Annotated in this window: 23 protein-coding genes; 6 read left to right on the plus strand and 17 right to left on the minus strand. The window is 71.6% G+C overall.

Translation table 11 applies throughout. The features are described 5' to 3' along the window. Positions 1–82: 82 nt before the first annotated feature. Together ileS and ACWEN0_RS34790 are read right to left on the minus strand one after the other, a co-directional pair. Positions 83–3,250, minus strand: a complete 3,168-nt coding sequence (gene ileS / locus ACWEN0_RS34785) for an isoleucine--tRNA ligase (RefSeq protein WP_451983427.1) — start codon at positions 3,248–3,250, stop codon at positions 83–85. 236 nt (positions 3,251–3,486) lie between these two features. Beyond that, positions 3,487–4,785: an MFS transporter gene (locus ACWEN0_RS34790; RefSeq protein ID WP_451983429.1), complete on the minus strand. Its 1,299-nt coding sequence runs from the start codon at positions 4,783–4,785 to the stop codon at positions 3,487–3,489. Between the two features lie 64 nt (positions 4,786–4,849). On the opposite strand from ACWEN0_RS34790, the gene ACWEN0_RS34795 reads away from it, so the two are divergent. Further along, the gene (locus tag ACWEN0_RS34795; RefSeq protein WP_451983431.1) at positions 4,850–5,593 is read left to right on the plus strand and encodes an ArsR/SmtB family transcription factor; all 744 of its coding nucleotides are present in this window, start codon (positions 4,850–4,852) and stop codon (positions 5,591–5,593) included. Positions 5,594–5,693: 100 nt separating this feature from the next. Here ACWEN0_RS34795 and ACWEN0_RS34800 read toward each other — a convergent pair whose 3' ends face one another. The 11 genes from ACWEN0_RS34800 to ACWEN0_RS34850 all read right to left on the minus strand — a co-directional run bounded on the left by ACWEN0_RS34800 (position 5,694) and on the right by ACWEN0_RS34850 (position 14,809). Further along, on the minus strand, positions 5,694–6,299 hold the full coding sequence (locus ACWEN0_RS34800) for a hypothetical protein (RefSeq protein WP_451983433.1): 606 nt from the start codon (positions 6,297–6,299) through the stop codon (positions 5,694–5,696). A 124-nt stretch (positions 6,300–6,423) separates the two neighbouring features. Beyond that, a complete protein-coding gene (gene wag31, locus ACWEN0_RS34805; protein WP_086670198.1) occupies positions 6,424–7,278 on the minus strand; it encodes a DivIVA-like cell division protein Wag31 in 855 nt (284 codons plus the stop codon). Positions 7,279–7,330: 52 nt separating this feature from the next. After that, positions 7,331–7,606 carry a YggT family protein gene (locus tag ACWEN0_RS34810; protein WP_072477845.1) on the minus strand — a complete coding sequence of 92 codons (276 nt, stop codon included), beginning with the start codon at positions 7,604–7,606 and terminating at the stop codon, positions 7,331–7,333. Between the two features lie 115 nt (positions 7,607–7,721). Continuing rightward, a complete protein-coding gene (locus tag ACWEN0_RS34815; protein ID WP_451983435.1) occupies positions 7,722–8,318 on the minus strand; it encodes a cell division protein SepF in 597 nt (198 codons plus the stop codon). Positions 8,319–8,414: 96 nt separating this feature from the next. Continuing rightward, a complete protein-coding gene (locus tag ACWEN0_RS34820) occupies positions 8,415–9,125 on the minus strand; it encodes a YggS family pyridoxal phosphate-dependent enzyme (RefSeq protein WP_451983437.1) in 711 nt (236 codons plus the stop codon). Then, the gene (pgeF, locus tag ACWEN0_RS34825; protein ID WP_451983439.1) at positions 9,122–9,826 is read right to left on the minus strand and encodes a peptidoglycan editing factor PgeF; all 705 of its coding nucleotides are present in this window, start codon (positions 9,824–9,826) and stop codon (positions 9,122–9,124) included. The genes ACWEN0_RS34820 and pgeF overlap by 4 nt, the downstream gene beginning before the upstream one ends. A 74-nt stretch (positions 9,827–9,900) precedes the next feature. After that, entirely contained in the window at positions 9,901–11,205 is a 1,305-nt protein-coding gene (gene ftsZ / locus ACWEN0_RS34830) for a cell division protein FtsZ (RefSeq protein WP_451983441.1), read from the minus strand. Between the two features lie 242 nt (positions 11,206–11,447). Further along, the gene (locus ACWEN0_RS34835; protein ID WP_451983443.1) at positions 11,448–12,218 is read right to left on the minus strand and encodes an anti-sigma factor; all 771 of its coding nucleotides are present in this window, start codon (positions 12,216–12,218) and stop codon (positions 11,448–11,450) included. After that, positions 12,215–12,820: an ECF RNA polymerase sigma factor SigK gene (sigK, locus tag ACWEN0_RS34840; RefSeq protein WP_451983445.1), complete on the minus strand. Its 606-nt coding sequence runs from the start codon at positions 12,818–12,820 to the stop codon at positions 12,215–12,217. The genes ACWEN0_RS34835 and sigK overlap by 4 nt, the downstream gene beginning before the upstream one ends. Next, complete coding sequence (locus ACWEN0_RS34845) at positions 12,813–13,547, minus strand: DUF1365 domain-containing protein (protein ID WP_451983533.1); 735 nt, start codon at positions 13,545–13,547, stop codon at positions 12,813–12,815. Before ACWEN0_RS34845 ends, sigK begins: the two co-directional genes overlap by 8 nt. Beyond that, positions 13,541–14,809 (minus strand): NAD(P)/FAD-dependent oxidoreductase, encoded by a 1,269-nt coding sequence (locus ACWEN0_RS34850; protein WP_451983447.1) that lies wholly within the window; start codon positions 14,807–14,809, stop codon positions 13,541–13,543. The genes ACWEN0_RS34845 and ACWEN0_RS34850 overlap by 7 nt, the downstream gene beginning before the upstream one ends. Before the next feature lie 82 nt (positions 14,810–14,891). Here ACWEN0_RS34850 and ACWEN0_RS34855 point away from each other — a divergent pair, with 82 nt between their 5' ends. Both ACWEN0_RS34855 and ACWEN0_RS34860 read left to right on the plus strand, forming a co-directional pair. Beyond that, complete coding sequence (locus ACWEN0_RS34855; RefSeq protein ID WP_451983449.1) at positions 14,892–16,157, plus strand: class I SAM-dependent methyltransferase; 1,266 nt, start codon at positions 14,892–14,894, stop codon at positions 16,155–16,157. Next, entirely contained in the window at positions 16,157–16,918 is a 762-nt protein-coding gene (locus ACWEN0_RS34860; protein WP_451983451.1) for a DUF1295 domain-containing protein, read from the plus strand. The genes ACWEN0_RS34855 and ACWEN0_RS34860 overlap by 1 nt, the downstream gene beginning before the upstream one ends. Here the strand turns inward: ACWEN0_RS34860 and ACWEN0_RS34865 are convergent. Further along, the gene (locus ACWEN0_RS34865) at positions 16,905–17,411 is read right to left on the minus strand and encodes a DinB family protein (protein ID WP_451983453.1); all 507 of its coding nucleotides are present in this window, start codon (positions 17,409–17,411) and stop codon (positions 16,905–16,907) included. The two genes, ACWEN0_RS34860 and ACWEN0_RS34865, sit on opposite strands and share 14 nt — an antisense overlap. 80 nt (positions 17,412–17,491) lie before the next feature. On the opposite strand from ACWEN0_RS34865, the gene ACWEN0_RS34870 reads away from it, so the two are divergent. Then, positions 17,492–17,950: a MarR family winged helix-turn-helix transcriptional regulator gene (locus tag ACWEN0_RS34870; RefSeq protein WP_451983455.1), complete on the plus strand. Its 459-nt coding sequence runs from the start codon at positions 17,492–17,494 to the stop codon at positions 17,948–17,950. Next, complete coding sequence (locus ACWEN0_RS34875; RefSeq protein ID WP_247024743.1) at positions 17,937–18,371, plus strand: OsmC family peroxiredoxin; 435 nt, start codon at positions 17,937–17,939, stop codon at positions 18,369–18,371. Before ACWEN0_RS34870 ends, ACWEN0_RS34875 begins: the two co-directional genes overlap by 14 nt. Before the next feature lie 48 nt (positions 18,372–18,419). On the opposite strand, the gene ACWEN0_RS34880 is transcribed toward ACWEN0_RS34875, so the two are convergent. Further along, complete coding sequence (locus tag ACWEN0_RS34880) at positions 18,420–18,950, minus strand: CGNR zinc finger domain-containing protein (RefSeq protein ID WP_451983457.1); 531 nt, start codon at positions 18,948–18,950, stop codon at positions 18,420–18,422. A gap of 78 nt (positions 18,951–19,028) precedes the next feature. Between ACWEN0_RS34880 and ACWEN0_RS34885 the strand changes: the two genes are divergently transcribed. Beyond that, on the plus strand, positions 19,029–20,198 hold the full coding sequence (locus ACWEN0_RS34885; protein ID WP_451983459.1) for an MFS transporter: 1,170 nt from the start codon (positions 19,029–19,031) through the stop codon (positions 20,196–20,198). On the opposite strand, the gene ACWEN0_RS34890 is transcribed toward ACWEN0_RS34885, so the two are convergent. Together ACWEN0_RS34890 and ACWEN0_RS34895 are read right to left on the minus strand one after the other, a co-directional pair. Continuing rightward, positions 20,195–21,019 (minus strand): NAD(P)H-binding protein, encoded by an 825-nt coding sequence (locus ACWEN0_RS34890; protein WP_451983461.1) that lies wholly within the window; start codon positions 21,017–21,019, stop codon positions 20,195–20,197. The two genes, ACWEN0_RS34885 and ACWEN0_RS34890, sit on opposite strands and share 4 nt — an antisense overlap. An 81-nt stretch (positions 21,020–21,100) precedes the next feature. Then, positions 21,101–21,928: a cell division protein FtsQ/DivIB gene (locus ACWEN0_RS34895; RefSeq protein ID WP_451983463.1), complete on the minus strand. Its 828-nt coding sequence runs from the start codon at positions 21,926–21,928 to the stop codon at positions 21,101–21,103. Between the last annotated feature and the right edge of the window lies 1 nt (position 21,929).

Here is a 21,929-nt window from a genome sequence, read left to right on the forward strand (position 1 = left end):
TTCGCGTACCCCTCCCCCAAAGCACGCCACCCGCCAACGGAGGTGGCCAGTCGGTTCACACCATACTGGCCACCTCCGGCAGTCAGGCCTTTTCGACCGAGACGGTGACCTTCGTGCCGTCGCCGACCGTGCCGGCGGACCCGCCGTCCACCGGGCCGTAGGTCACCGACGTCGCCAGCGTCTCCGACGCCAGGAACTCCTGGTGCGTCCGGGCCGCGTCGACGACCTCGGCGGGCGCGTCGACGGTCAGCGAGATCCGGTCGGCCACGTCCAGCCCGGCGTCGCGGCGGGCCTGCTGCACGACCCGGACCAGGTCGCGGACCAGGCCTTCGGCCGCGAGTTCCGGCGTCACCTCGGTGTCGATGAGCACCAGCCCGGACCCGCCGGGCAGTTCCGCCGCCGCGCCGCCGCCCTTGGCGACCAGCCGCCGCTCGAACTCGCCTTCGCGCAGCGCGATCCCGGCCGCGACCACGGCGCCGCCCTGGAACGACCAGTCGCCCGCCTTGACGGCCTTGATCACGGTCTGGACGTCCTTGCCCAGGCGCGGGCCGGCGGCGCGGGCGTTGACCGCGACCTCGAACCCGCCGTGCGCGGCGACGTCGGTGGTCAGCTCGACCGCCTTGACGTTGACCTCGTCGCGCAGGATGTCGGCGAAGGGCGCCAGGGACTCGGCGTCCTCGGCCGCCACGACCAGCGACGACAGCGGCAGCCGCACGCGCAGCTTGTTCGCCTTCCGCAGCGACAGCGCCGACGACGCCACCTGCCGCACCCGGTCCATCGCGGTGACCAGCGCCGCGTCCGCGGGCAGGTCGTTCGCGTTCGGCCAGTCGGTCAGGTGCACCGAACGGCCGCCGGTGAGCCCGCGCCAGACGACCTCCGTGGTCAGCGGCAGCAGCGGCGCCGCGACCCGCGACGTCACCTCGAGCACGGTGTGCAGCGTGTCGATCGCGTCCCGGTCGCCCGCCCAGAAGCGGTCGCGCGAGCGCCGGACGTACCAGTTCGTGAGGACCTCGAGGAAGTCCCGCACGGTCTGGCACGCGCCCGCGACGTCGTAGTGGTCCATCGCGTACTCGACGTCGGTGACGAGCTCGTGCGTCTTCGCCAGCACGTACCGGTCGAGCACGTTCGGCGAATCCGTGCGCCACTTGCCGTCCACGCCCTCGGCGTTCGCATACAGGGCCAGGAAGTAGTACGAGTTCCACAGCGGCAGCACGGCCTGGCGGACGGCGTCGCGGATGCCCTTGTCGGTGACGACCAGGTTGCCGCCGCGCAGGATCGGGCTCGCCATCAGGTACCAGCGCATGGCGTCGGAGCCGTCGCGCTCGAAGACCTCGTTGACGTCCGGGTAGTTGCGCAGCGACTTGGACATCTTCGCGCCGTCGGAGCCCAGCACGATGCCGTGCGAGACGCAGGTGCGGAACGCCGGCCGGTCGAACAGCGCCGTCGCGAGCACGTGCAGCAGGTAGAACCAGCCGCGGGTCTGCCCGATGTACTCGACGATGAAGTCGCTCGGGTAGTGGTGCTCGAACCAGTCGGCGTTCTCGAACGGGTAGTGCACCTGGGCGTAGGGCATCGAGCCGGAGTCGAACCAGACGTCCAGGACGTCCTCGACGCGGCGCATCGTGGACTTGCCGGTCGGGTCGTCCGGGTTCGGCCGGGTCAGCTCGTCGATGTAGGGCCGGTGCAGGTTGTCCAGCCGCACGCCGAAGTCCGCCTCCAGCTCGTCGAGCGAGCCGTAGACGTCGATGCGCGGGTACTCCGGGTTGTCGCTGCGCCACACCGGGATCGGCGTGCCCCAGTAGCGGTTGCGCGAGACCGACCAGTCGCGCGCGTTCTCCAGCCACTTGCCGAACTGGCCGTCCTTGACGTTCTCCGGGTACCAGGTGATCTGCTGGTTGAGCTCGACCATCCGGTCCTTGAACTGCGTCACCGCGACGAACCACGACGACACCGCGCGGTAGATCAGCGGGTTGCGGCAGCGCCAGCAGTGCGGGTACGGGTGGTCGTAGGTCTCGTGGCGCAGCAGCAACGCGCCCTGCTCGGCCGCGGATCCGGTGCCGTTCTTGAGGTCGCGGATGATGTTCGGGTTGGCGTCGAACACCTGCTGCCCGGCGTAGTCCGGCACGGTCGCGTCGAACTTGCCCTGCGCGTCGACCGGCGTCACCGGCGTGATGCCGGCGGCGTCGGTGACGACCTTGTCCTCTTCACCGTAGGCGGGCGCGATGTGCACGACGCCGGTGCCGTCTTCGGTGGTGACGTAGTCCGCGGCCAGCACGCGGTGCGCGTTCTCGGTGCCGGTGAAGTACGGGAACGGCGGCGCGTAACGGGTTCCGAGCAGCTCGGCACCGGTGTAGTGCGCGACGACCGCCGGCTCTTCGCCGAGTTCACGCGCGTACGCGCCGACGCGCGCTTCGGCGAGCAGGAACCGCTTGCCCGGGAAGTTCTCGCTCTCCACGACGACGTACTGCACCTCGGGGTGCACGGCGGTCGCGAGGTTCGACGGCAGCGTCCACGGCGTCGTCGTCCAGATCAGCAGGTAGGTGCCGTCGAGGTCGTTGTCGTTGTCCTGCAAGCGGAACCCGACCGTGACGGCCGGGTCCTGGCGGGTGGCGTAGACGTCGTCGTCCATCCGCAGCTCGTGGTTGGACAGCGGCGTCTCGTCGCGCCAGCAGTACGGCAGGACGCGGTAGCCCTCGTAGACGAGTCCCTTGTCCCACAGGCGCTTGAACGCCCAGAGCACCGACTCCATGTACGTGACGTCGAGCGTCTTGTAGTCGTTGTCGAAGTCGACCCAGCGGGCCTGGCGGGTGACGTAGTCGCGCCACTCGTTGGTGTAGCGCAGGACGGACTCGCGCGAAGCCTCGTTGAACTTCGCGATGCCCATCTCTTCGATCTCGGACTTCTCCGTGATCCCGAGCTGGCGCATGGCTTCGAGCTCGGCGGGCAGGCCGTGGGTGTCCCAGCCGAAGCGGCGCTCGACCTTGCGGCCCTTCATCGTCTGGTAGCGCGGCACCAGGTCCTTGACGTACCCGGTGAGGAGGTGACCGTAGTGCGGCAGGCCGTTGGCGAAGGGCGGGCCGTCGTAGAAGACGTACTCGTTGTCGCCGTGCTCGCCCGCCGGGCGGGCGTCGATGGTCGCCTGGAACGTCCGGTCCGTCTCCCAGTAGGCGAGGACCTGCTTCTCCAGCGCGGGGAAGGACGGCTGCGACGGAACTCCCGCGCCGTCGTCCAGTTGGGCCTGGGGGTACATCCCGGTGCTCCTCGGTTCGTCGCTCTCGTACGGACGACCGGGTTCCCGGTCACCCACACGGGGACGAGACGCCTTGACGGCGTACCGCGGTACCACCCCGCTTGCCCGCTCGCGCAGGCCGCTTCGTTGACGGCTGTCACGGGCCGCACCCGTCCGGTTCTACTGAGAGCGGTGACGCTCGGTTCTTCCGGAGGCTCCCCGGTGATGGCCGGATCGACGCCGTGTTGCCTACCAGATTAACGGGCCCGCGCAACCGGGTTGTCACGAGGGGCACGTACCCCGGCCAGCGTCACGCCGATGGCCGTCAGCCACAACGCCGCCGCGATGACACCCACCGTCGGCAGCCCCGCACCCGAGACCGCGCCGAGCACGGCCACCCCGAGCGCGCCGCCGGCCTGGCGGGCGGTGTTGTTGATGCCGCTGGCGACGCCCGCCCGCTCGGCCGGGATGTCGCTGACCGCCGCCGTCACGACTGCCGTCGTCAGCAGGCCCATCCCGACGCCGAGGCCGAGCAGCGTCGGCAGGAGGGCCGGGTAACCGCTGGTTTCGTTGATCAGCACCAGGTTCAGCATCCCGAGCACGCCGAGGGCGAGCCCGGACACCATCAGCGGCCGCGGCCCGAACCGGGCGACGAGCCGGCCGGTGACCGGCGCCAGCACCGACAGCGGCCCGAACAACGGCAGGACTTCGAGCCCGGCCTGCAACGGCGTCGCGTGCCGGACGCCCTGCAGGTAGAGCGTCAGCACGAGGATCGAGCCGATGCCGACGAAGTTCATCGCGGCCGAGACGAAGTTCGCGGGCAGGGTCCGCCGGGCGACGTCGAGGGGCAGCATCGGGTGCGCCGACCGGCGTTCGACGACCAGGAACGCCCCCAGCAGGACGACCGCGAGCACCCCGGCGACGACACTGCCGCCGATGACCGCGTAGACCGCGGCGCCGAGCGCGGGCGCGGCCGTCGCGATGCCGGCGAAGTCGACCCTCCCGGGCCTGCGGTCGCCGCGCGGCACGAGCCGCCGGGTCGCCAGGGCGGCCACCAGCACGACGGGGACGTTGAGCCAGAACACCGGCCGCCAGCCCGCCGCGGTGACGAGTGCGCCACCGAGGACCGGGCCCGCCGCCAGCGCCAGGGCCGACACCCCCGCCCAGACGCCGAGGGCCCGGGCACGCTCGGCGCGTCCCGGGTAGGCGCCGGTGATCACGGCGAGCGTCCCGGGCAGCAGCAACGCGGCGCCCAGGCCCTGGCCGGCGCGGGCGGCGACGAGCCACGGCGCGGCGCCGGCGAGCCCGCACGCGGCCGAAGCCGCGCCGAAGAGCGTGAAGCCCGTGACGACGACCCGGCGGTGTCCGAGGAGGTCACCGAGAGCGCCGCCGGTGAGCAGGAACGCCGCCAGGACGACCGCGTAGCCGTCGACCACCCACTGCAGCGCGGTGAGGTCCGCGCCGAGGTCGGTGCCGATGGCGGGCAGCGCGACGTTGACGACCGTCACGTCGAGCTGCACCAGGAACATCCCGGCGCACATGGTCAGCAGGAGCATGCCCCCAGTGCACCGCGCGGACGCTTCCGTCGCGGTGGAAGTGTGCCGGGGGCATCCTGGGGGCATGGAAGGCGACGCCGACATCGCCCGCACGGCCGCGCTGTTCGCCGACCCGGCGCGCGTCCGCGTGCTGCTCGCGCTGGGCGACGGCCGGGCGCTGGCGGCGTCCGTGCTGGCCGCCGAGGCCCGGCTGTCCGCCCAGGGCGTCAGCGCGCACCTGGCGAAGCTGCGGGACGCCGGCCTGGTCGTCGCGGAGAAGTCGGGGCGGCACCGGTTCTACCGCCTGGCCGGTCCGGACACCGCGGAGCTGCTGGAGACGCTGGCGCGGTTCTCCCCTTCGCAGCCCGTGACGTCCCTGCGGGAGGGCACGCGTGCGGAGGCGCTGCGCACGGCGCGCACCTGTTACGACCACCTCGCCGGACGGCTCGGCGTTGCGGTCACCTCGGCACTGCTGGCGCGGGGTGCGCTGACCGGGGCCTCCGACACGCGACGACGTCCGGGCGACCGGATTTCGGCTCCGTTGAGCGAACACCCGTACACGCTGGGTCCCGCGGCCCGCGAGGTGTTCGGCGAACTGGGCGTGGACGTCGACGCGGCCGCGGCCGGCCGCCGTCCGCTGCTGAAGTTCTGCCTGGACTGGAGTGAGCAGCGCCACCACCTGGCGGGCGCCCTGGGCGCGGCGGTCGCGACCCGGTTCGTGGACGCGGGCTGGGTGCGGCGGCGCGGCCAAGCCCACCGCGCGCTGCGGCTCACCCCGGAAGGAGCCGACGCCGTGTCGTCCCTTCAATCACGCGTGTCGTCGCTCTGATCACGCGTGTCGTCCCTCCCGCACGGCCTCACACGTGATTGAAGCGGCATCTCGCGTGATTGGAGGGGCATCTCGCGTGATTGGAGAGGCATCACGGGGGTCAGCGGTGGGCGGCCACCAGGGTCGCGTCGGGGCGGCAGCGGTTGCACGGCGTGAAGCCGAGCTGACGGGCTTCGCCGACGCCGATCGGGATCGTGTCGCGCTTGCCCAGCCAGACGCACGTCCTGAGGTGGTAGCGCGGGTGCTCGTCGACCACCACGACCTCGTCCTCGAGGTCGGCCAAGACGGCGAGGTCCGCCGACGTGGTCTCTTCTTCGCCCGGCTCGGCGTCGGACTCGGGCTTCGCCGGTGCGGGGTCTTCCGCGACTGGTTCTTCGGCCGGGGGTGCTTCGGGCTCGGGCGTGTCGGCCGGGTCACCCAGGTCGCCCGCCGCCGGGATCAGGGCGGTCTGTTCCTCTTCCACCGGCTTCTCGTCGGCGGGTGGCTCTTCGGCCGGTGGCTCTTCCTCGGCCGGAGGTTCCGCGGGAGGTTCGGGAGCCGGAGCCGCGGCACGACGACGGCGGCGCAGCCAGTCGGCGACCAGGATCAGCCCGGCCAGCACGGAGAGACCGATGGAAACCCAGGCCCACAGCGAAGAAGCCGTGATGAGCGCCGTGACGAGCAACCCCAGAGCCGCCAGTACCAGTACCAGCACGATGTAAAGCACGCTGAATTACAGCACGAACCGCTCAAGATCGGCCGTCGACCCGCCCACGTGCGGTACCGGATCGACTCCGAACCGTGGCCCACCCCGCCGACGTCGCCGGCGGGGTGGGCCCGGGGAAGAAAACTCAGCCGGCCTCGGCGCGCGGGCCGAACGAGTAGCCCTGGCCGCCGCTCGAGGAACCGGACGACTGCCCGGAGTTCGAGGACGCCGACGCCGGGGCCGCGGAGCCGCGGTCGTCGAGCTCGCGCAGCTGGGACTCGAGGAACCCGCGCAGCCTCGTGCGGTACTCCCGCTCGATCGTGCGCAGCTCTTCGATCTTCTTGCCCAGCCCGCCCTTCTCGGCGTTGAGGCTGTTCATCGTCTCGGTGTACTTGCGCTGGGACTCGCGCTCCAGCGTGGTCGCCTTGTCACGCGCCTGGCGCTCCAGGGTCTCCGCCCGGGTCCGCGCGTCGTTCAGCATCGTGTCGACGCGCGTGCGCGCCTCGTTGACCATCGAGTCGGACTTCGCCCGGGCGTCCGAGAGCAGCTGCTCGGACTTGGTGCGGGCCTCGGCCAGCATCCCGTCGGACTCGGTCTTCGCCTCGGCGGTCAGCCGGTCGGCCATCTCCTGGGCCAGGCCCAGGACCTTGGCGGCCTGCACGTTCGGCTCGGCGCTGTCGCCGACCATCGAGTGCGCCTGGGTCTGCTCCATGGCCGACTGCGGCGGCGGCACGGGGGCCAGGCGGCGCGACGGCTCTTCACGCATCGGAGGGGCTCCGACGTTCGCCTTGGCGTTTTCGAGCTCGCCTCGGGTCGACTCGAGCTCGGCGTCGAGCTGCTCCATCTGCTGGCGCAGCTCGTTGTTGTCCTCGATCAAGCGGGCCAGCTCGGTCTCCACCAGGTCGAGGAACGCGTCCACCTCGTCCTCGTTGTAGCCCCTCTTGCCGATGGGCGGCTTGCTGAACGCGACGTTATGCACGTCAGCGGGGGTCAACGACATCAGATCACCTCACGCACTCCATGGCCTGCAGGGTCCACCCAAGTCTCCCCGATCAACTTGGAGTCGCCAGTTGCATCGCGAAGAACACAACCAACAGCAGCACCATAATCGACAAGTCCAGTCCGACGCCGCCGATCCGAACCATCGGAATGATTCGCCTGAACAACCTGACCGGCGGGTCCGTCACTGTGTAGATGGTCTCGAGCGTCACCGCAACCCCCCCGGCGGGATGCCACTCACGCGCGAAGGTGCGAACGAGTTCGATCACGATCCGCGCCGTCAGCAGCAGCCAGAAGGCGAACAGCACGTACCAGACGACCAGCCACACAGCTTCCACGCACCTACTCTAACCATGCGCCCCCGTAGAAGACGCTGTTGAGGGGGTCGACGCGGCATCGGGTCGACAAAATCACGTCTGCTTGCGCTCAGCGGTAAGCGCGACTTCAGCCGCGCAGGAACAATCCGCCCTCGGCAATCCGTCGGCGGTCTTCCGCCGTGACGTCCACATCGGGCGGTGAGAGAAGGAACACCTTGTTGGTGACCTTGTCCATCGACCCGCGCAGCGCGAAGGCGAGCCCGGCGGCGAAGTCGACGAGCCGCTTGGCGTCCGCGTTCTCCATCTCGGTGAGGTTGATGATCACCGGGATGCCCTCGCGGTAGTGCTCGCCGATCGCCCGTGCCTCCACGTAGCTCGTGGGGTGCAGCGTGGTGATCCGGCTGAGCGGGTCGCGCAGCGGCGGCCGGGCCGGCTCGGTGACCGGGCGCAGCCGCGCCACGGGCTCCGGCTGCCGGTCGACCGCGAGCGCGCCGTGGACGGCAGGCTCGGAACCGACCACGGAGCGTGATCGGCTGCGGCTGACGGGCTCGTCGTACGTGTCGTCGACGTCGCGGTAGCGTGAGCGCGACGACCGGGGAGCCGGCTCCTCGTAGGAGTCGTACTCGTCGTCGTAGCCACGCCGGTAGTCGTCTTCGACGTCGTAACCGTCGTCGTCCGCGGGCACCATCCCGAAGTAGGCCTTCAGCTTCTGCAGCGCGCTCATGCCTCTCCCTAGCCCTAGCCGCTCCCGCACCGACGTTTCTCCACGCCGTCAGTGCCCCGTACGGCCGACCACTAAACGTGACCGGGTACGGGCTCCCTACGGCGAGGCTAAACCGCGCCCACCGAGCAACGCGGTTCCGACACGCACACAGGTCGAGCCGTGCGTGATCGCCTGCTCGAGATCATGGCTCATCCCGGCGGAGACTTCTGCGGCATTCGGGTGATCTTTGCGAAGCGCCTCACCCGCGCGAGCGAGTCGTTCGAAGGCCGCCGCCGGGTCCGCGCCGAGCGGCGCGACAGCCATCAGGCCGCGAAGCCGCAGTTCACCCATGTGAGTGACGTGCTCGGCGAGCTGGCCCAGCTCGTCGAGGGGGCAGCCGCCGCGCTCCGGGTCGTCGTCGAGGCTCGCCTGGATCAGCACGTCGAGGGGTTCGTCACGTATCTGCGCGTCCTGGGCCGCACGCACCGCCTTGGCGAGCGCGTCGGCGAGCCGGGCCGAGTCGAGCGACTGCACTTCGTGCGCCCACCCGACCACGGAACGTGCCTTGTTCCGCTGCAGCCGGCCGACCATGTGCCACCGGAGGCCGGGAACCTCGGCGGCTTTCGGGCCGGCCTCCTGGTCGCGGTTTTCCCCCACGTCGGTGACGCCCAGCTCGGCCAGCAGCGCGGCGTCGGAGGCGGGGAAGGTCTTGGTGATCGCGATCAGCTTGACCTCGTCCCGGGCGCGCCCGGCGGCGCGACAAGCGGCGGCGATCCGCGCCTCGACCTCGGCCAGGTTCGCGGCCAGCTCGGCCTTGCGGTCGGTCATGCCTCGACCCAGGTGATGCCCGCGATCCGCCCGGTCGTGCCGTCGCGGCGGTAGCTGAAGAGCGTCTTGTCCTCGTTGGTGCACCGCGGGTCGACGCCGATCTTGCCGACGCCGAGGTCCGCGAGCTGCTGCCAGAGCCCGGCGCGCAGGTCGAGCCCGGGCGTGCCCTTCCGCGTCTTGCAGGCGCTGCCCGGCACGTGCTTCTCGACGTCGGCGGCCATGGCGGCCGGGACCTCGTAGCAGTCGCCGCAGATCGCCGGGCCCAGCAGCGCCTCGATGCGGCCCACCTCGGCACCCGCTTCTCGCATCGCGGAAACCGCTGCCTTGGCGACGCCGACGCGCGTGCCGACGCGCCCGGCGTGCACCGCGGAGACCACCCCGGCCTCGGCGTCGGCCAGCAGGATCGGGACGCAGTCGGCGACCAGCACCACGAGCGCCACGCCCGGGGTCGCGGTCACCAGCGCGTCGGTCGCCTCCGCCGCGCGGGTCTCCGAGCCGTCGACGATCGTCGCCGTGCGGCCGTGGACCTGCTCCATCCAGGCCAGCCTGTCCTCGGCCAGGCCGAGTTCCGAAGCGAGCCGCTTGCGGTTGGCGAAGACGTCCCCCTCGTCGTCACCGACGTGGTCACCCAGGTTGAAGGTGTCGTACGGCGGCCGCGACGCGCCGCCCGCCCTGGTCGTGACCACTCGCCGAACCCGCACGAATCCTCCTGAACATCGATGAAGGCCACCACCCACGACTCTAGTTCGCGGGTGGTGGCCTTCAGCAGGTGTGGCTAGCGCCGCATGAACGGCGGGACGTCGACCTCGTCGTCGGACGGGTCGTCGTGCACCGGCATCGCGCGCCCCGGCAGGCTGCCCTGGGTCGCGTTGGAGCCGATCGGCGAGTAGCCGCGCGAACCGCCGCCGGGCTGCGGGAGCCCGCCGGACGGCTGGCCGCCGGTGGCCGAGGGCAGCGGCGAGTGCGACCGCGGCGGCGCCACCGGGTAGCCGGAGCTGCCGGCCGGCGGCACCGGGGTGGCGCCCGACGGCGGCGTCGGCGGGTTCGAGACCTGCCCGGCCGAGGCGGACGCCGTGCTGCCCGACGAAGACCGCGAGCCGAACGCCGGCGGGTCGAGCTTCTTGTGGGTCGGCGCGCCCGCGTCGAACCCGGCCGCGATCACCGTGACGCGGACCTCGTCGCCGAGGGAGTCGTCGATGATCGTGCCGAAGATGATGTTGGCGTCCGGGTGCGCGGACTCCTGCACCAGCGAAGCGGCCTCGTTGATCTCGAACAGGCCCAGGTCGGAGCCGCCCGCGATGGACAGCAGCGCGCCGTGGGCGCCGTCCATGGACGCCTCCAGCAGCGGCGAGTTGATCGCCTTCTCCGCGGCCTGGATGGCCCGGCCCTCTCCCCGGGCCGACCCGATGCCCATCAGCGCGGACCCCGCACCGGACATGACGCTCTTGACGTCGGCGAAGTCGAGGTTGATCAGACCCGGCGTGGTGATCAGGTCGGTGATGCCCTGGACACCGGAGAGCAGCACCTCGTCCGCCGAGCGGAACGCGTCCATCAGCGAGACGCCGATGTCACCGAGCTGCAGCAGCCGGTCGTTCGGGATCACGATGAGCGTGTCGCACTCGTTGCGCAGCGACTGGATGCCGTCTTCGGCCTGCTTGCCGCGGCGTTTGCCCTCGAAGGTGAACGGGCGGGTCACGACGCCGATGGTCAGCGCGCCCAGCTTGCGGGCGATCTGCGCGACGACCGGGGCGCCACCGGTGCCGGTGCCGCCGCCTTCACCGGCCGTCACGAACACCATGTCGGCGCCCTTGATGACCTCTTCGATCTCTTCACGGTGGTCTTCGGCGGCCTTCTGGCCGACCTCGGGGGCGGCGCCCGCGCCGAGGCCGCGGGTCAGCTCGCGGCCGATGTCCAGCTTGACGTCGGCGTCGGACATGAGCAGTGCCTGGGCGTCGGTGTTCACCGCGATGAACTCGACACCCTTGAGGCCGACCTCGATCATGCGGTTCACGGCGTTCACGCCGCCACCGCCGATGCCGACCACCTTGATCACCGCAAGGTAGTTGTGCGGGGGCGTCATCGAAGTCCGCCTTCCTGATCGTTGTGCCCGTACAGCCCGCCGGCGGGTGATCAACTCTCAACCTCAACCCCAGATTGAGAGTTATGTCAACTGCCGACGTTAGGCAGGACGGTAGGCACCAGGCAGGCTCTAATCCAGTAGGCACGCCGTGTGTCGCAAAGGTGTTTTGCCACAACACGTTCGAGCGCGCAAGAGCGGAAGGCCGCGATCACCTGCCCGGCCCGCTCTGCTATGGCGGAAGATCAGGCCGGCACGGGCATGCTCATGAGCACGTCCGTGGGCGCCCCGCTGGGCGATCCGCCCGCCTGCTCGAGGCTCACCGCGAGCCGGTCGGCGGCCCCGACGCCGTCGGCCACGACCAGGCCACCGTCGTCGGCGGCGGCGATCACCCCGGCCGAGCGCGGCGCGCTGCCGCCGGTGATCAGCCAGGCCTCGTAGACCTTCCCGCCGGGCTGCGCCGGAAGGCCCGCGTCCATCACCATCACGCGGTTCAGCGACTTCGACAGGACGACCGTGACCCCGCCGCCCCCGGGCGCCTCACCGTGCGCGGTCTTCGAGTCCGGGGCCGCGAGCAGGGCCGCCACCGGCTCGTAACGCTGTTTCGCCTGGTCGAGCCGGCTCTGCGCGGTCTGCAGCTCCTGCTGCTGGGTGAGCGCGATCCCGCCGAACACGCCGCCGGCGGCCAGCCCGACCACCGCGGCGGCGGCCGCCACCAGAACCGCCCAGCGCGGTGCGCGGGACGGGGGGCGGTGGCGCTCGTGCGCGCCGGCCCGCGTCCGCGGCGGCAGCTGGCGCGTCGCGTGCATGGCGGCCATGACGCGGTCCTTGAACTCCGGCGGCGGCTCCTCGGCCATCGCCGCGCCGAGCCGGGCGGCGGTCGCGCGCAGCTCGGCGACCTCCTGCGTGCACGACTCGCACTGCTCGAGGTGCCGGGCGAACTCGGCGCGCTCGATGTCGGAGACGGCGTCGAGGGCGAAGGCGCCGGCGAGGGTGTGCATCTCGGGGGTGCTCACGCGGTCACCCCCAGGCAGTCCCGCAGGCGGATGAGCCCGTCCCGCAGCCGCGTCTTGATGGTTCCTTGCGGCGTCGACAGCACTTCGGCCACCTCGCGATAGGTATAGCCCTGGTAGTAGGCGAGCAGCACGGATTCGCGCTGCAGATCGGTCAGGAAGGACAGGCACCGGCGCACCTGGGAGCGTTCGAGCCGCGCGGTGACGGACTCGGCGACCTCGTCGAACGGGCGGCCGCGGGCCGCTTCGAAGGTCGCCTTCTGTTCGCGCTCGGTGCTGGCGCGCGCCGAGCGGACGCGGTCCACGGCGCGGCGGTGGGCCAGCGTCATCGCCCAGTTCAGCGCCGAGCCGCGCTCGGGCGAATACCGCGTCGCGGTGCGCCAGAGCTCGACGAGCACCTCCTGCGCGACCTCTTCGGACTGGGCCGCGTCGCGCACGATCCGCCGGACCAGCCCGAAGATCGGCCCCGCGAACTGGTCGTAGAGCAGTTCGAACGCCCGCTCGTCGCCCTTGGCGACGCGCACCATCAGCTCCTCCGCCGTCGGGCCCGCCGGGACTTCGGCGGGCACGGGCGCGAGGGAGCGCTGGCGGGCCTGCTCATCCATGCAGCTGTCCTCCGGCGTTCTGCGGGGTGCGCGGCACGACCGCCGCCTTCCGCAGCCACAGGGCGACGCCGTGGCGGCGGATCAGCGCGGACACCCGCTGCGGGAGCAGCGGCCGGGCCAGCACGAGCCGGGCCAGCCACCGCGGGTTCACCGGGCGGCGAACACCCCGCAGCGTAGCGACCAGCGGCGTCGAGTTCTCGCGGCGCAACGCGACGGTGAGGTCGAGCAACGCTTCCGGGTGGGGCAGCCGCATCCGGTACTCGCCGTCCATCTCCTGGAACGGCGAAACGTAGAACTCCTTGGCCGCGCGGGCGCGGCCGTGCTCGTCCGGGTGCAGCAGGTACGCGTGCCGGCCGCCGTAGGTGTTGTGCACCTCGGCGACCACGCAGGCGAGGCGGCCCTCGGCGTCGTGGCACCAGTAGACGCTGATCGGGTTGAACACGTACCCGAACACGCGCGCGGCGGCCAGCATCACGACCTTGCCGCCGCGCAGGTCCACGCCGCGCTCGGCGAGCCAGCCGTCCAGCTTCTCGCGGATCCCGCGGGGATCGCTCGCGACGAAGTGGTCCCGGCTGTCGAAGCGGGCGAACGGCCGCAGCCACGCCGGCAGCCGTGGCGGCGCGTCGAGGTCGACCAGCCACAGGTACACGCGGTGCGCGAAGGCGTGCGGCGGGTCGATCCGCCGCACGTGCGCGACGGTCGCGTCGTAGAGCGCGTTGGTCACCAGGCGACTCCCAGGCTTTCGGCGGCACGGGCACCCGAGGAACAGCCGTCTTCGTGGAAGCCCCAGCCGTGGTAGGCGCCCGCGTACGCGAAGACGCCGTCGTTCAGCTCGGGCAGCCGGCGTTGCGCCGCAACGGATTCCGGCGTGTAGACCGGGTGCTCGTAGTTCATCCGCGCGACCAGGCGGTCCGGGCCCGGGCCGTCGCCGGGGTTGAGCGTGACGACGTAGCCGGTCGGCTCGTCGAGGCGCATCAGGCGGTTCATGTCGTAGCTGACCTGGACCGCGCCGGTCGGCGCGCCGCACTCCGGGGCGCGGTAGTTCCACCCCGCGCGGGCGTCGGCCAGCGACGGCAGCACGCTGGTGTCGGTGTGCAGCCAGGCTTCGTTGGCCGAGTAGCGGAACGCGCCGAGCACTTCGCGCTCGGCCGTGGTCGGGTTGGCCAGCAGGGACAGCGCCTGGTCGGCGTGCGTGGCGACGACGACCTTGTCGACCCGGTGCGGGGTGTCGGCGTCGTCGCGGACCTCGACGCCGCTTCCCGTCCGCAGCACCGACCGCACTGGCGTCGACAGGTGCACGGCCGTGAGCTGCTTCGCCGCGCGTTCGACGTATTCGCGGGACCCGCCGACGACGGTCCGCCAGGCCGGCGAGTTCTTCACCGAGAGCATGCCGTGGTTGCGGAGGAACTCGAACAGGTACCCGGCCGGGTAGCGGAGGGTGTCGCTGCGGTCGGCCGACCAGACCGTGGACACCAGCGGCAGCATGAAGTGGTCGGTGAAGTAGCGGGTGTAGCCGCCGATGGCCAGGAACGCGCCGAGCGTGACGTCCCCGGCGTCCTTCGCCGCCAGCAGCCGCTTCGCGTGCCGGTGGAACTTCTTCACCTCGGCCAGCATGCGCAGGTAGCGGGGCCGGGCGAGGTTGCCGCGCTGGGCGAAGAGCCCGGGCAGCCCCTTGGCGCCGGCGTACTGCAGGCCGCAGCCGTCGCAGCGGATGCTCATCGACATCTCGGTGTCCCGGGTGCGCACCCCGAGCTCGCCGAACAGCTTCAGCAGCGTCGGGTAGGTGCGCTCGTTGTGGACGATGAAGCCGGAGTCGACCCCGACGGTCCCGCCGTGCGCGCTCGGCACGTCGTGGGTGTGCGCGTGCCCACCCAGGCGGTCGTCCGCCTCGAAGAGCAGCACCTCGTGCTTGCGTTGCAGCAGGTATGCCGCGGTCAGCCCGGCCACCCCGCTGCCGATGACGGCGATGCGTTCTCCCGTGATCTCCACACCGGTACTTCGCCGCCGCCCCGGGTTCGGATTGGCTGGGGGTGGCACCAATCCACCGCGCGGAGCGGAGCGAATCCCGGACATGCCGAACAGCACCGCGCACCGCCTCGCCTCGTTCGCCGAAAAACTCCTCGGCGGGCAGCTCCCCGTCGGCCTCCGGACCTGGGACGGAACCCGCGTCGGCCCAGTTGACGCGCCCACCGTCGTGCTGCGCAACCGCCGCGCGCTGCGCCGCCTGCTCTACGCGCCGGGTGAGCTGGGTCTCGCCCGCGCCTACGTGACCGGTGACCTGGACGTCGAAGGAGACCTCGCGGACGGCTTCCGCCGGATCTGGGCCCTCACCCGCACGGGGGAGCTGAACCGGGCGAAGCTCGGCCCGCGGGAGTGGGCCGAAGCCGTCCGGCTCGCGGCCCGGCTGAGGGTCGTCGGACCGCCTCCGCGGCCACCGGCCGAAGAAGCCCGCCTGACCGGCAAGCTGCACAGCCTGCTGCGCGACAAGTCCGCCATCGCCCACCACTACGACCTCGGCAACGCCTTCTACCAGCTCCTGCTCGACGAGTCGATGGCGTACTCGAGCGCGTACTTCACCGCCGAGTCGCAGAGCCTCGAACAGGCCCAGCACGACAAGCTGGAGCTGATCTGCCGCAAGCTGGGCCTGCGGCCCGGGATGCGGCTGCTCGACATCGGCTGCGGCTGGGGCTCGCTGCTGGTCCACGCGGCCAAGCACCACGGCGTCGAGGCCGTCGGCATCACGCTCTCGGCCGAGCAGTTGCAGCACATCCGCGGCCGCCTCGCCCAGCACGACCTCGAAGACCGCGTCGAGGTGCGCCGCCAGGACTACCGCGAGCTGCCCGACGCGCCGTTCGACGCGGTGGCGTCGATCGAGATGGGCGAGCACGTCGGCGAGATCAACTACCCGACGTACGCGGCGACGCTGCACAAGATGGTCAAGCCCGGCGGCCGGGTGCTGATCCAGCAGATGTCGCGCGGGAACGTCGCCCCCGGCGGCGGCGCGTTCATCGAGCGGTACATCGCCCCCGACATGACGATGCGCCCGGTCGGCCGGACCATCGACCACCTGGAGTCCGCGGGCCTCGAGGTGCGGGACGTGCACGCGATGCGCGAGCACTACGTCTGGACGGTCCGCGCCTGGGCCGACACCCTGGAGGAGAACTGGGCCGACGTCGTCGCGCTGATCGGCGAGACCGGCGCGCGGGTCTGGCGGCTGTACCTGGTGGGCGGGGCGTTGGCGTTCGAGGAGAACCGGATGGGCGTGGACCAGATCCTCTCGGTGCGACCGCACCCGGACGGCACCAGCGGCATGCCGGCGACGCGGGAGTGGTGCTGATGCCGCAGCTGCTCGTCACGGCCGCCGTCACGCTCGTGGCGGTGGTCGTGACCTTCGGGATCGCGCGGGCGCGCAAGCGCTACGACACGATCGACACGTTCTGGGGGCTGGGCTTCGCGATCGTCGCGGTCGCCGCCTTCCCGTTCGGCGACGGCCCGCTGTCCCTGCGGCTGGTGGTGGTGCTGCTGACGGTCGTCTGGGGCGTGCGGCTCTCGGTGCACCTGCACCTGCGCAACCACAAGTTGCCGGAGGACCCGCGGTACGCGCGGATGGGCTACGGGCCGCTGAAGATGTTCGTGCGGATCTACCTGTTCCAGGGCGTGGTGCTGTACTTCGTCTCCCTTCCGGTGCAGTTCGCGGTGGACGGCACCGGGATCGGCGTCCTGGGCTGGCTCGGCATCGCCGTGTGGCTGGTCGGGTTCGCGTTCGAGACGGTCGGCGACGACCAGCTGCGCCGGTTCAAGGCCGACCCGGCCAACAAGGGCAAGGTGCTCGACACGGGGCTGTGGCGCTACACGCGGCACCCGAACTACTTCGGCGACGCGTGCGTGTGGTGGGGCCTGTACCTGCTGGCCTGCTCGACGTGGCCGGGCGCGCTGACGATCCTCTCCCCCGTCGCGATGACGTTCACGCTGGCTCGCGGAACGGGCAAACCCATGCTGGAGAAGGGAATGGCGCGCACGCGCCCGGCGTACGCGCACTACGTCGAGCGGACGAGCGGCTTCTTCCCGTTGCCGCCCAAGAAGGTCACTCCCCGGTGACCCCGTCGGTCAGCTCGCGCAGCAGGTCGAGGTGGCCGACGTGCCGCGCGGTCTCCTCGATCATGTGCGTGAGCACCCAGCGGACGTTGAACGTCTCGTCCTTGTACGTCACCTGGTCGTCGAGGCCGCGCGCGGCGACGATCTCGCGGCTGCGGGCGCACTGCTTCTCGTAGTCGGCGAGGAGCTGCGGCACCGGCGTCTCCGCGGCGAAGCGGAACTCGGCGTCCGGGTCGGCCTTCAGGCGCTCGTCCCACGTGTCCTCCTCGCCGTCGAGGACGACGGCGAACCAGAACCACTCGTTGAGCGTCAGGTGTCCGACCAGCCCGGCGATCGTGGTCAGCTCGCTGGGCAGGTGGACGCGCCGGGCCTGCTCGTCGGTCAGGCCGCCGGCCTTCCACTCGACGGTGGCGCGGTGGTGGTCGAGCATCGTCGTGAGGATTTCGCGCTCGCCACCGGTGAGCGGCGCCCGGGGGCGCTCGGGTCGTTCGGTCATGCCCGGGAGTCTGCCAGGCGGCACCGACAGTTTTCCGGAATACCTTGCGCACGATGTAATCGGGGACTAGGTTTGTGGGCGTGCCGGATGAGTTCCTGTTGGACGAGCAAGCCTGCTTCGCGCTCTACGCGGCGTCGCGCGCGGTGACGGACACCTACCGTCCCCTGCTGGGCGAACTGGGCCTCACGTACCCGCAGTACCTCGTGCTGCTGGTGCTGTGGGAGTCCGACGACCGGCCGGTCAAGGAGATCGGCGAGGCGCTGCACCTGGACTACGGCACGCTTTCCCCGCTGCTCAAACGACTCGAGGCCAACGGGCTCGTCACGCGGACGCGGTTGCCCGCGGACGAGCGCACGGTGGTGGTCAGCCTGACCGGGAAGGGCCGCTCCACGCGCACCCGCGCGGCGGGCGTCCCGTCGGCCATCGGCTGCGCGCTGGGCCTCGACGACACCGAGCGGCGGACCCTGATCGACACCCTGCGGCGGCTGACGGCGTCGGCCGCCGCCTACTCCCTTGGAGGCTCGGATGCCCAGCCGTGACGCGACCACCCACTGGGTCGGCGGACTGCAGAACGGGAAGGGCGAGGTCACCCTGGACTCGTCCAACGCCGGCACGTTCTCCGTCTCGTTCCCGACCCGCGCGGGCAACCCCGACGGCCAGACCAGCCCGGAGGAGCTCATCGCGGCGGCGCACTCGTCGTGCCTGGCGATGAACCTGTCGGGCGTGCTGGAGGCCCAGAAGCTCACCGCGGACTCGATCGACGTGAGCGCCGAGGTCACCCTCGGCCCGGCCGCCGGCGGCGGCTTCGAGATCAGCGGCATCGCGATCACGCTGCGCGCGTCCATCGAGGGCGTCACGGCGGAGCAGTTCGCGGAGTACGCGGAGACGGCGGAGAAGACGTGCCCGGTGTCGAAGGCCCTCGCGGGCACGACGATCACCCTGGACGCCGCGCTCAACTGACGCTTCCCGGAACGGCCCCTTCGGACTCTCCGAGGGGGCCGTTCCACGTCAGTGCGCCTTGGCTCGATAAGTCGACTTCTTGGCCTGGTTCCCGCAGATCTCCATCGAGCACCACCGCCGCGTCCCCGGCCTCGACGTGTCCAGGAACAGCGCCCCGCACGACGGCCCGGCGCAGCGGCGGACCTTCGCGAACTCCGGGGACGTCACCAGCTCCAGCGCGTCGCGGGCCAGCGACGCCAGCATCGCCTCCGCGGGATCCGCCGCCTGCCACCGCAGTTCGCCGGACGTCGTCAGCGAAGGGGCGGGCACCGGCAGCGCCGCGACGCGGTTCAACCGTTGACGGGTGGCCGGCCGCACTTCACGGGTGAGCAGCTCGTGGATCGCCTCGCGCACGGTCCGGGCGTCGTCCGCCGAGGTGGGCCGCACCGGGGCGGGGAACGGGCCCAGCTGGTCGATCCACGCTCCCCACGCCGCCGCGTCGGGCAGCTCCTCCTGCTCCTCCGGCGTGCCCCGGTAGCGCAGCGTGCGGACGAAGTCGAGGCACAACCTGCCCGCGCCTTCGCGGAATCGGTCCGTCATACGGGTCACAGTACGCCAGAACCGGTTTGACTGGTACCGTCGGGAACCGATCAAACCGGTTCGACAAGCGGGGGACGCATGACCGAAACCGAGCAGAAAGCCCCACCGGGGTGGCTCGTGCTGCTGCTGGCCGTCTCCTGTGGACTGACGGTCGCCAACCTCTACTACGCGCAGCCGCTGCTCGCGGAGCTGCGCCAGACGTTCGGCGTCGGCGAGGCCGCCGCCGGCGGGGTCGTCACCGCCACCCAGATCGGCTACGCCGCGGGGATGCTGCTGCTCGTCCCGCTCGGCGACCGCCTCGAGAACCGCGGCCTCGTCGCGACGCTGCTCGCGGTCGCGTGCGCCGGCCTGGTCGCCACCGGCGTCGCCCCCGGGTTCGCGGTGCTGCTGATCGCCTCGCTGGTCGTCGGGGCGACGTCCGTCGTCGTGCAGATCCTCATCCCGTTCGCCGCCGACATCTCCCCCGACGCCATCCGCGGCCGGATCGTCGGGCGCGTGGTGAGCGGGCTGCTCTTCGGCATCCTGCTGTCCCGCGTCGTCGCCAGCTTCCTCGCCGAGGTCACCAGCTGGCGCGTCGTGTTCCTGATCTCCGCCGCGGCGATGGCCGCGCTCGCCGTCGTGCTGCGGTTCATCCTGCCGCGCCGGGCACCGAAGACGGACGTCCACTACGGACAGCTCCTGCGCTCGACCTTCGCCATGTGGGCCAAGCACCCCGCGCTGCGCCACCGCGCGCTGTACCAGTCGGCGATGTTCGGGGCGTTCAGCGCCTTCTGGACGACGATCGCGTTCGTGCTGACGGCCCCGCCGTTCAACTACTCCCAGCTCGGCGTGGGCCTGTTCGCGCTGGCCGGGGCGGCGGGCGCCGCGGTGGCGCCGCTGGCCGGGCGGTGGTCGGACCACGGCCACGGCCGCCGGCTCACCGCGGCCGCCTTCGTGCTGTGCGCGGCGGCGTTCGCGCTCGCCGGGTTCGGCGCGCACAGCGTGGTGTTGCTCGCGATCGCCGCGATCGCGGTCGACATGGCCGTCCAGGCGACGCTGGTGACCGGTCAGCACGTGATCTACCAGCTCGACCCGGCGGCCCGCGCCCGGGTCAACAGCGTCTACCTCGGCACGTTCTTCATCGGCGGCGCGATCGGCTCGCAGGCGGGCTCGGTCGCCTTCCACCTCGGCGGCTGGACGGCGGTCGTGGTGTTCGCCGGCGTCCTCCCGCTGATCGGCCTGGCCGGGATGACCCGCACCCGCGTCTAGCCGAACACGTCCCGGTTCGCCCCGACCCACTGGGCGTACGTCGTTCCCTTGCGGCCCAGCAGGTCCTCGACGACCCCGGTCGGCACCTGCGGGTGCCGCAGGGTTTCCTCGAAGCCGTCGAGGATCCAGTCGACGGCCTGTTCCGGGACGCCGGAGCCGATCCACTGCGCCCGCTGGTCCGCCCGGGTCAGCTCGCGGAACCGGATGTCCTTGCCCAGCACGGATGCCAGCGTCTCCACCTGCTCGCGCAGGCTGATCGCCTCCGGTCCACTGAGGACGTGCGTCTTCCCGACGTGCCCGTCCCCGGTCAGCACCCGGGCGGCCACGGCGGCGATGTCGCCGAGGTCGATGGGCGTCTGCCTGGCGCCGGGGCAGGCCATCGCGACCTCGCCCGCGCGCACCATGCCGGCCCAGTCGAGGGTGTTGTTCATGAAGGCGCCCGGACGCAGGAACGTCCACGCGAACCCGGCTGCCCGGACGGCCGCCTCGACGGCGGCGTACTCGTTGCCGCTGGAGCCCTCGTGGCCGTCACCCACGCTGCTGCCGGAGAGCGCGACGACCCGCTCGACACCCGCCGCCCGGGCCAGCTCGCAGAACCGGCCCACGGTCCGCGCCATCGGAGCCAGGTAGACGGCGTCGACCCCGGCCAACGGCAGGGTCGACGGCCTGGCCAGCGACCCGACGACGACTTCGGCCTCGGGCGGCAGTTTCGCACGTGCCGGGTCGATGGTCAGGGCCCGCACGGTTGCCCCCGTGGCCAGCAGTTCGTCGACCACCAGCCGGCCCACGCTGCCGGTCGCTCCGGTCACCAGGATCGTCATCGAGCACCCCTCTCGTTCTCGTATGCCGTACGAGATCGTACGGCATACGAGAACCCGGGTGCATGCGTTTTCCGGGAAAGCTCAGGACGAGATGGTCGGCAACTCCGGCGCCGCGACGTCGTAGACCTTGCCGTCCTGGGTCAGCAGCGCGGCCAGGACCTTGGCCTTGCGGTCGGTCTGCTCCGCGGTCCCCCAGCGGACGATCTTGCCGCTCGACAGCGTGAACTCCACGCTCGCCGGGGTCTTGGCCGTCGCCGTCGTGACCTGCTTCAGCAGCTGCTCCGGGATCACGCCGAGCACCGCCGTCACCGCGCGGGTCACCGGGTCGTCCGCCGACACCTTCGGCAGCTTCAGCTCCGGCAACCCCGCCGGGCGCGCGTGCACCGTCTTGAACACCACGCCGCCGCCGTCGACCAGGTGGACCCCGTCGCCGCCCGGGCCGCTGTCGAAGAATGCGATCGCCGTCCGCTCGGTCACCGCGATCTCGACCGTGTTCGGCCACGAGCGCGACACCTCGACGGTGGCGATGCCGGGCATCTGCGCCACGCGGTCGCGGATCTCGTCCGTGCTCAGCCGCAGCATCGGCTTGTCCACCGGCACCGCCGCCACCGCGCGGATCTGGTCGGCGGGCACCGTGCGCGAGCCGGTGACCGCCACGTCCTGGGCCCCCAGCATCGAGCTGAAGAACAGCAGGTACACCAGCGCGATCACGGTCAGCACCGACAGCAGCGCCACCCAGCGGCGGCGGATCTCCACCCGCCGGTTCGGCCGGGTGCGCGGCGCGGACCGCGTGGCGCGGGTGCGGCGGCGCTCCTCTTCCGAACGCCGCCCCCGCCGTTCCCGCGCCAGGGCAGCACGATCCCGTTCGTCCTCTTCGGACGGACGGCGGCGTTCCCTGGTCGAACTCATG

The sequence above is a fragment of the Amycolatopsis sp. NPDC004378 genome (assembly GCF_053602455.1).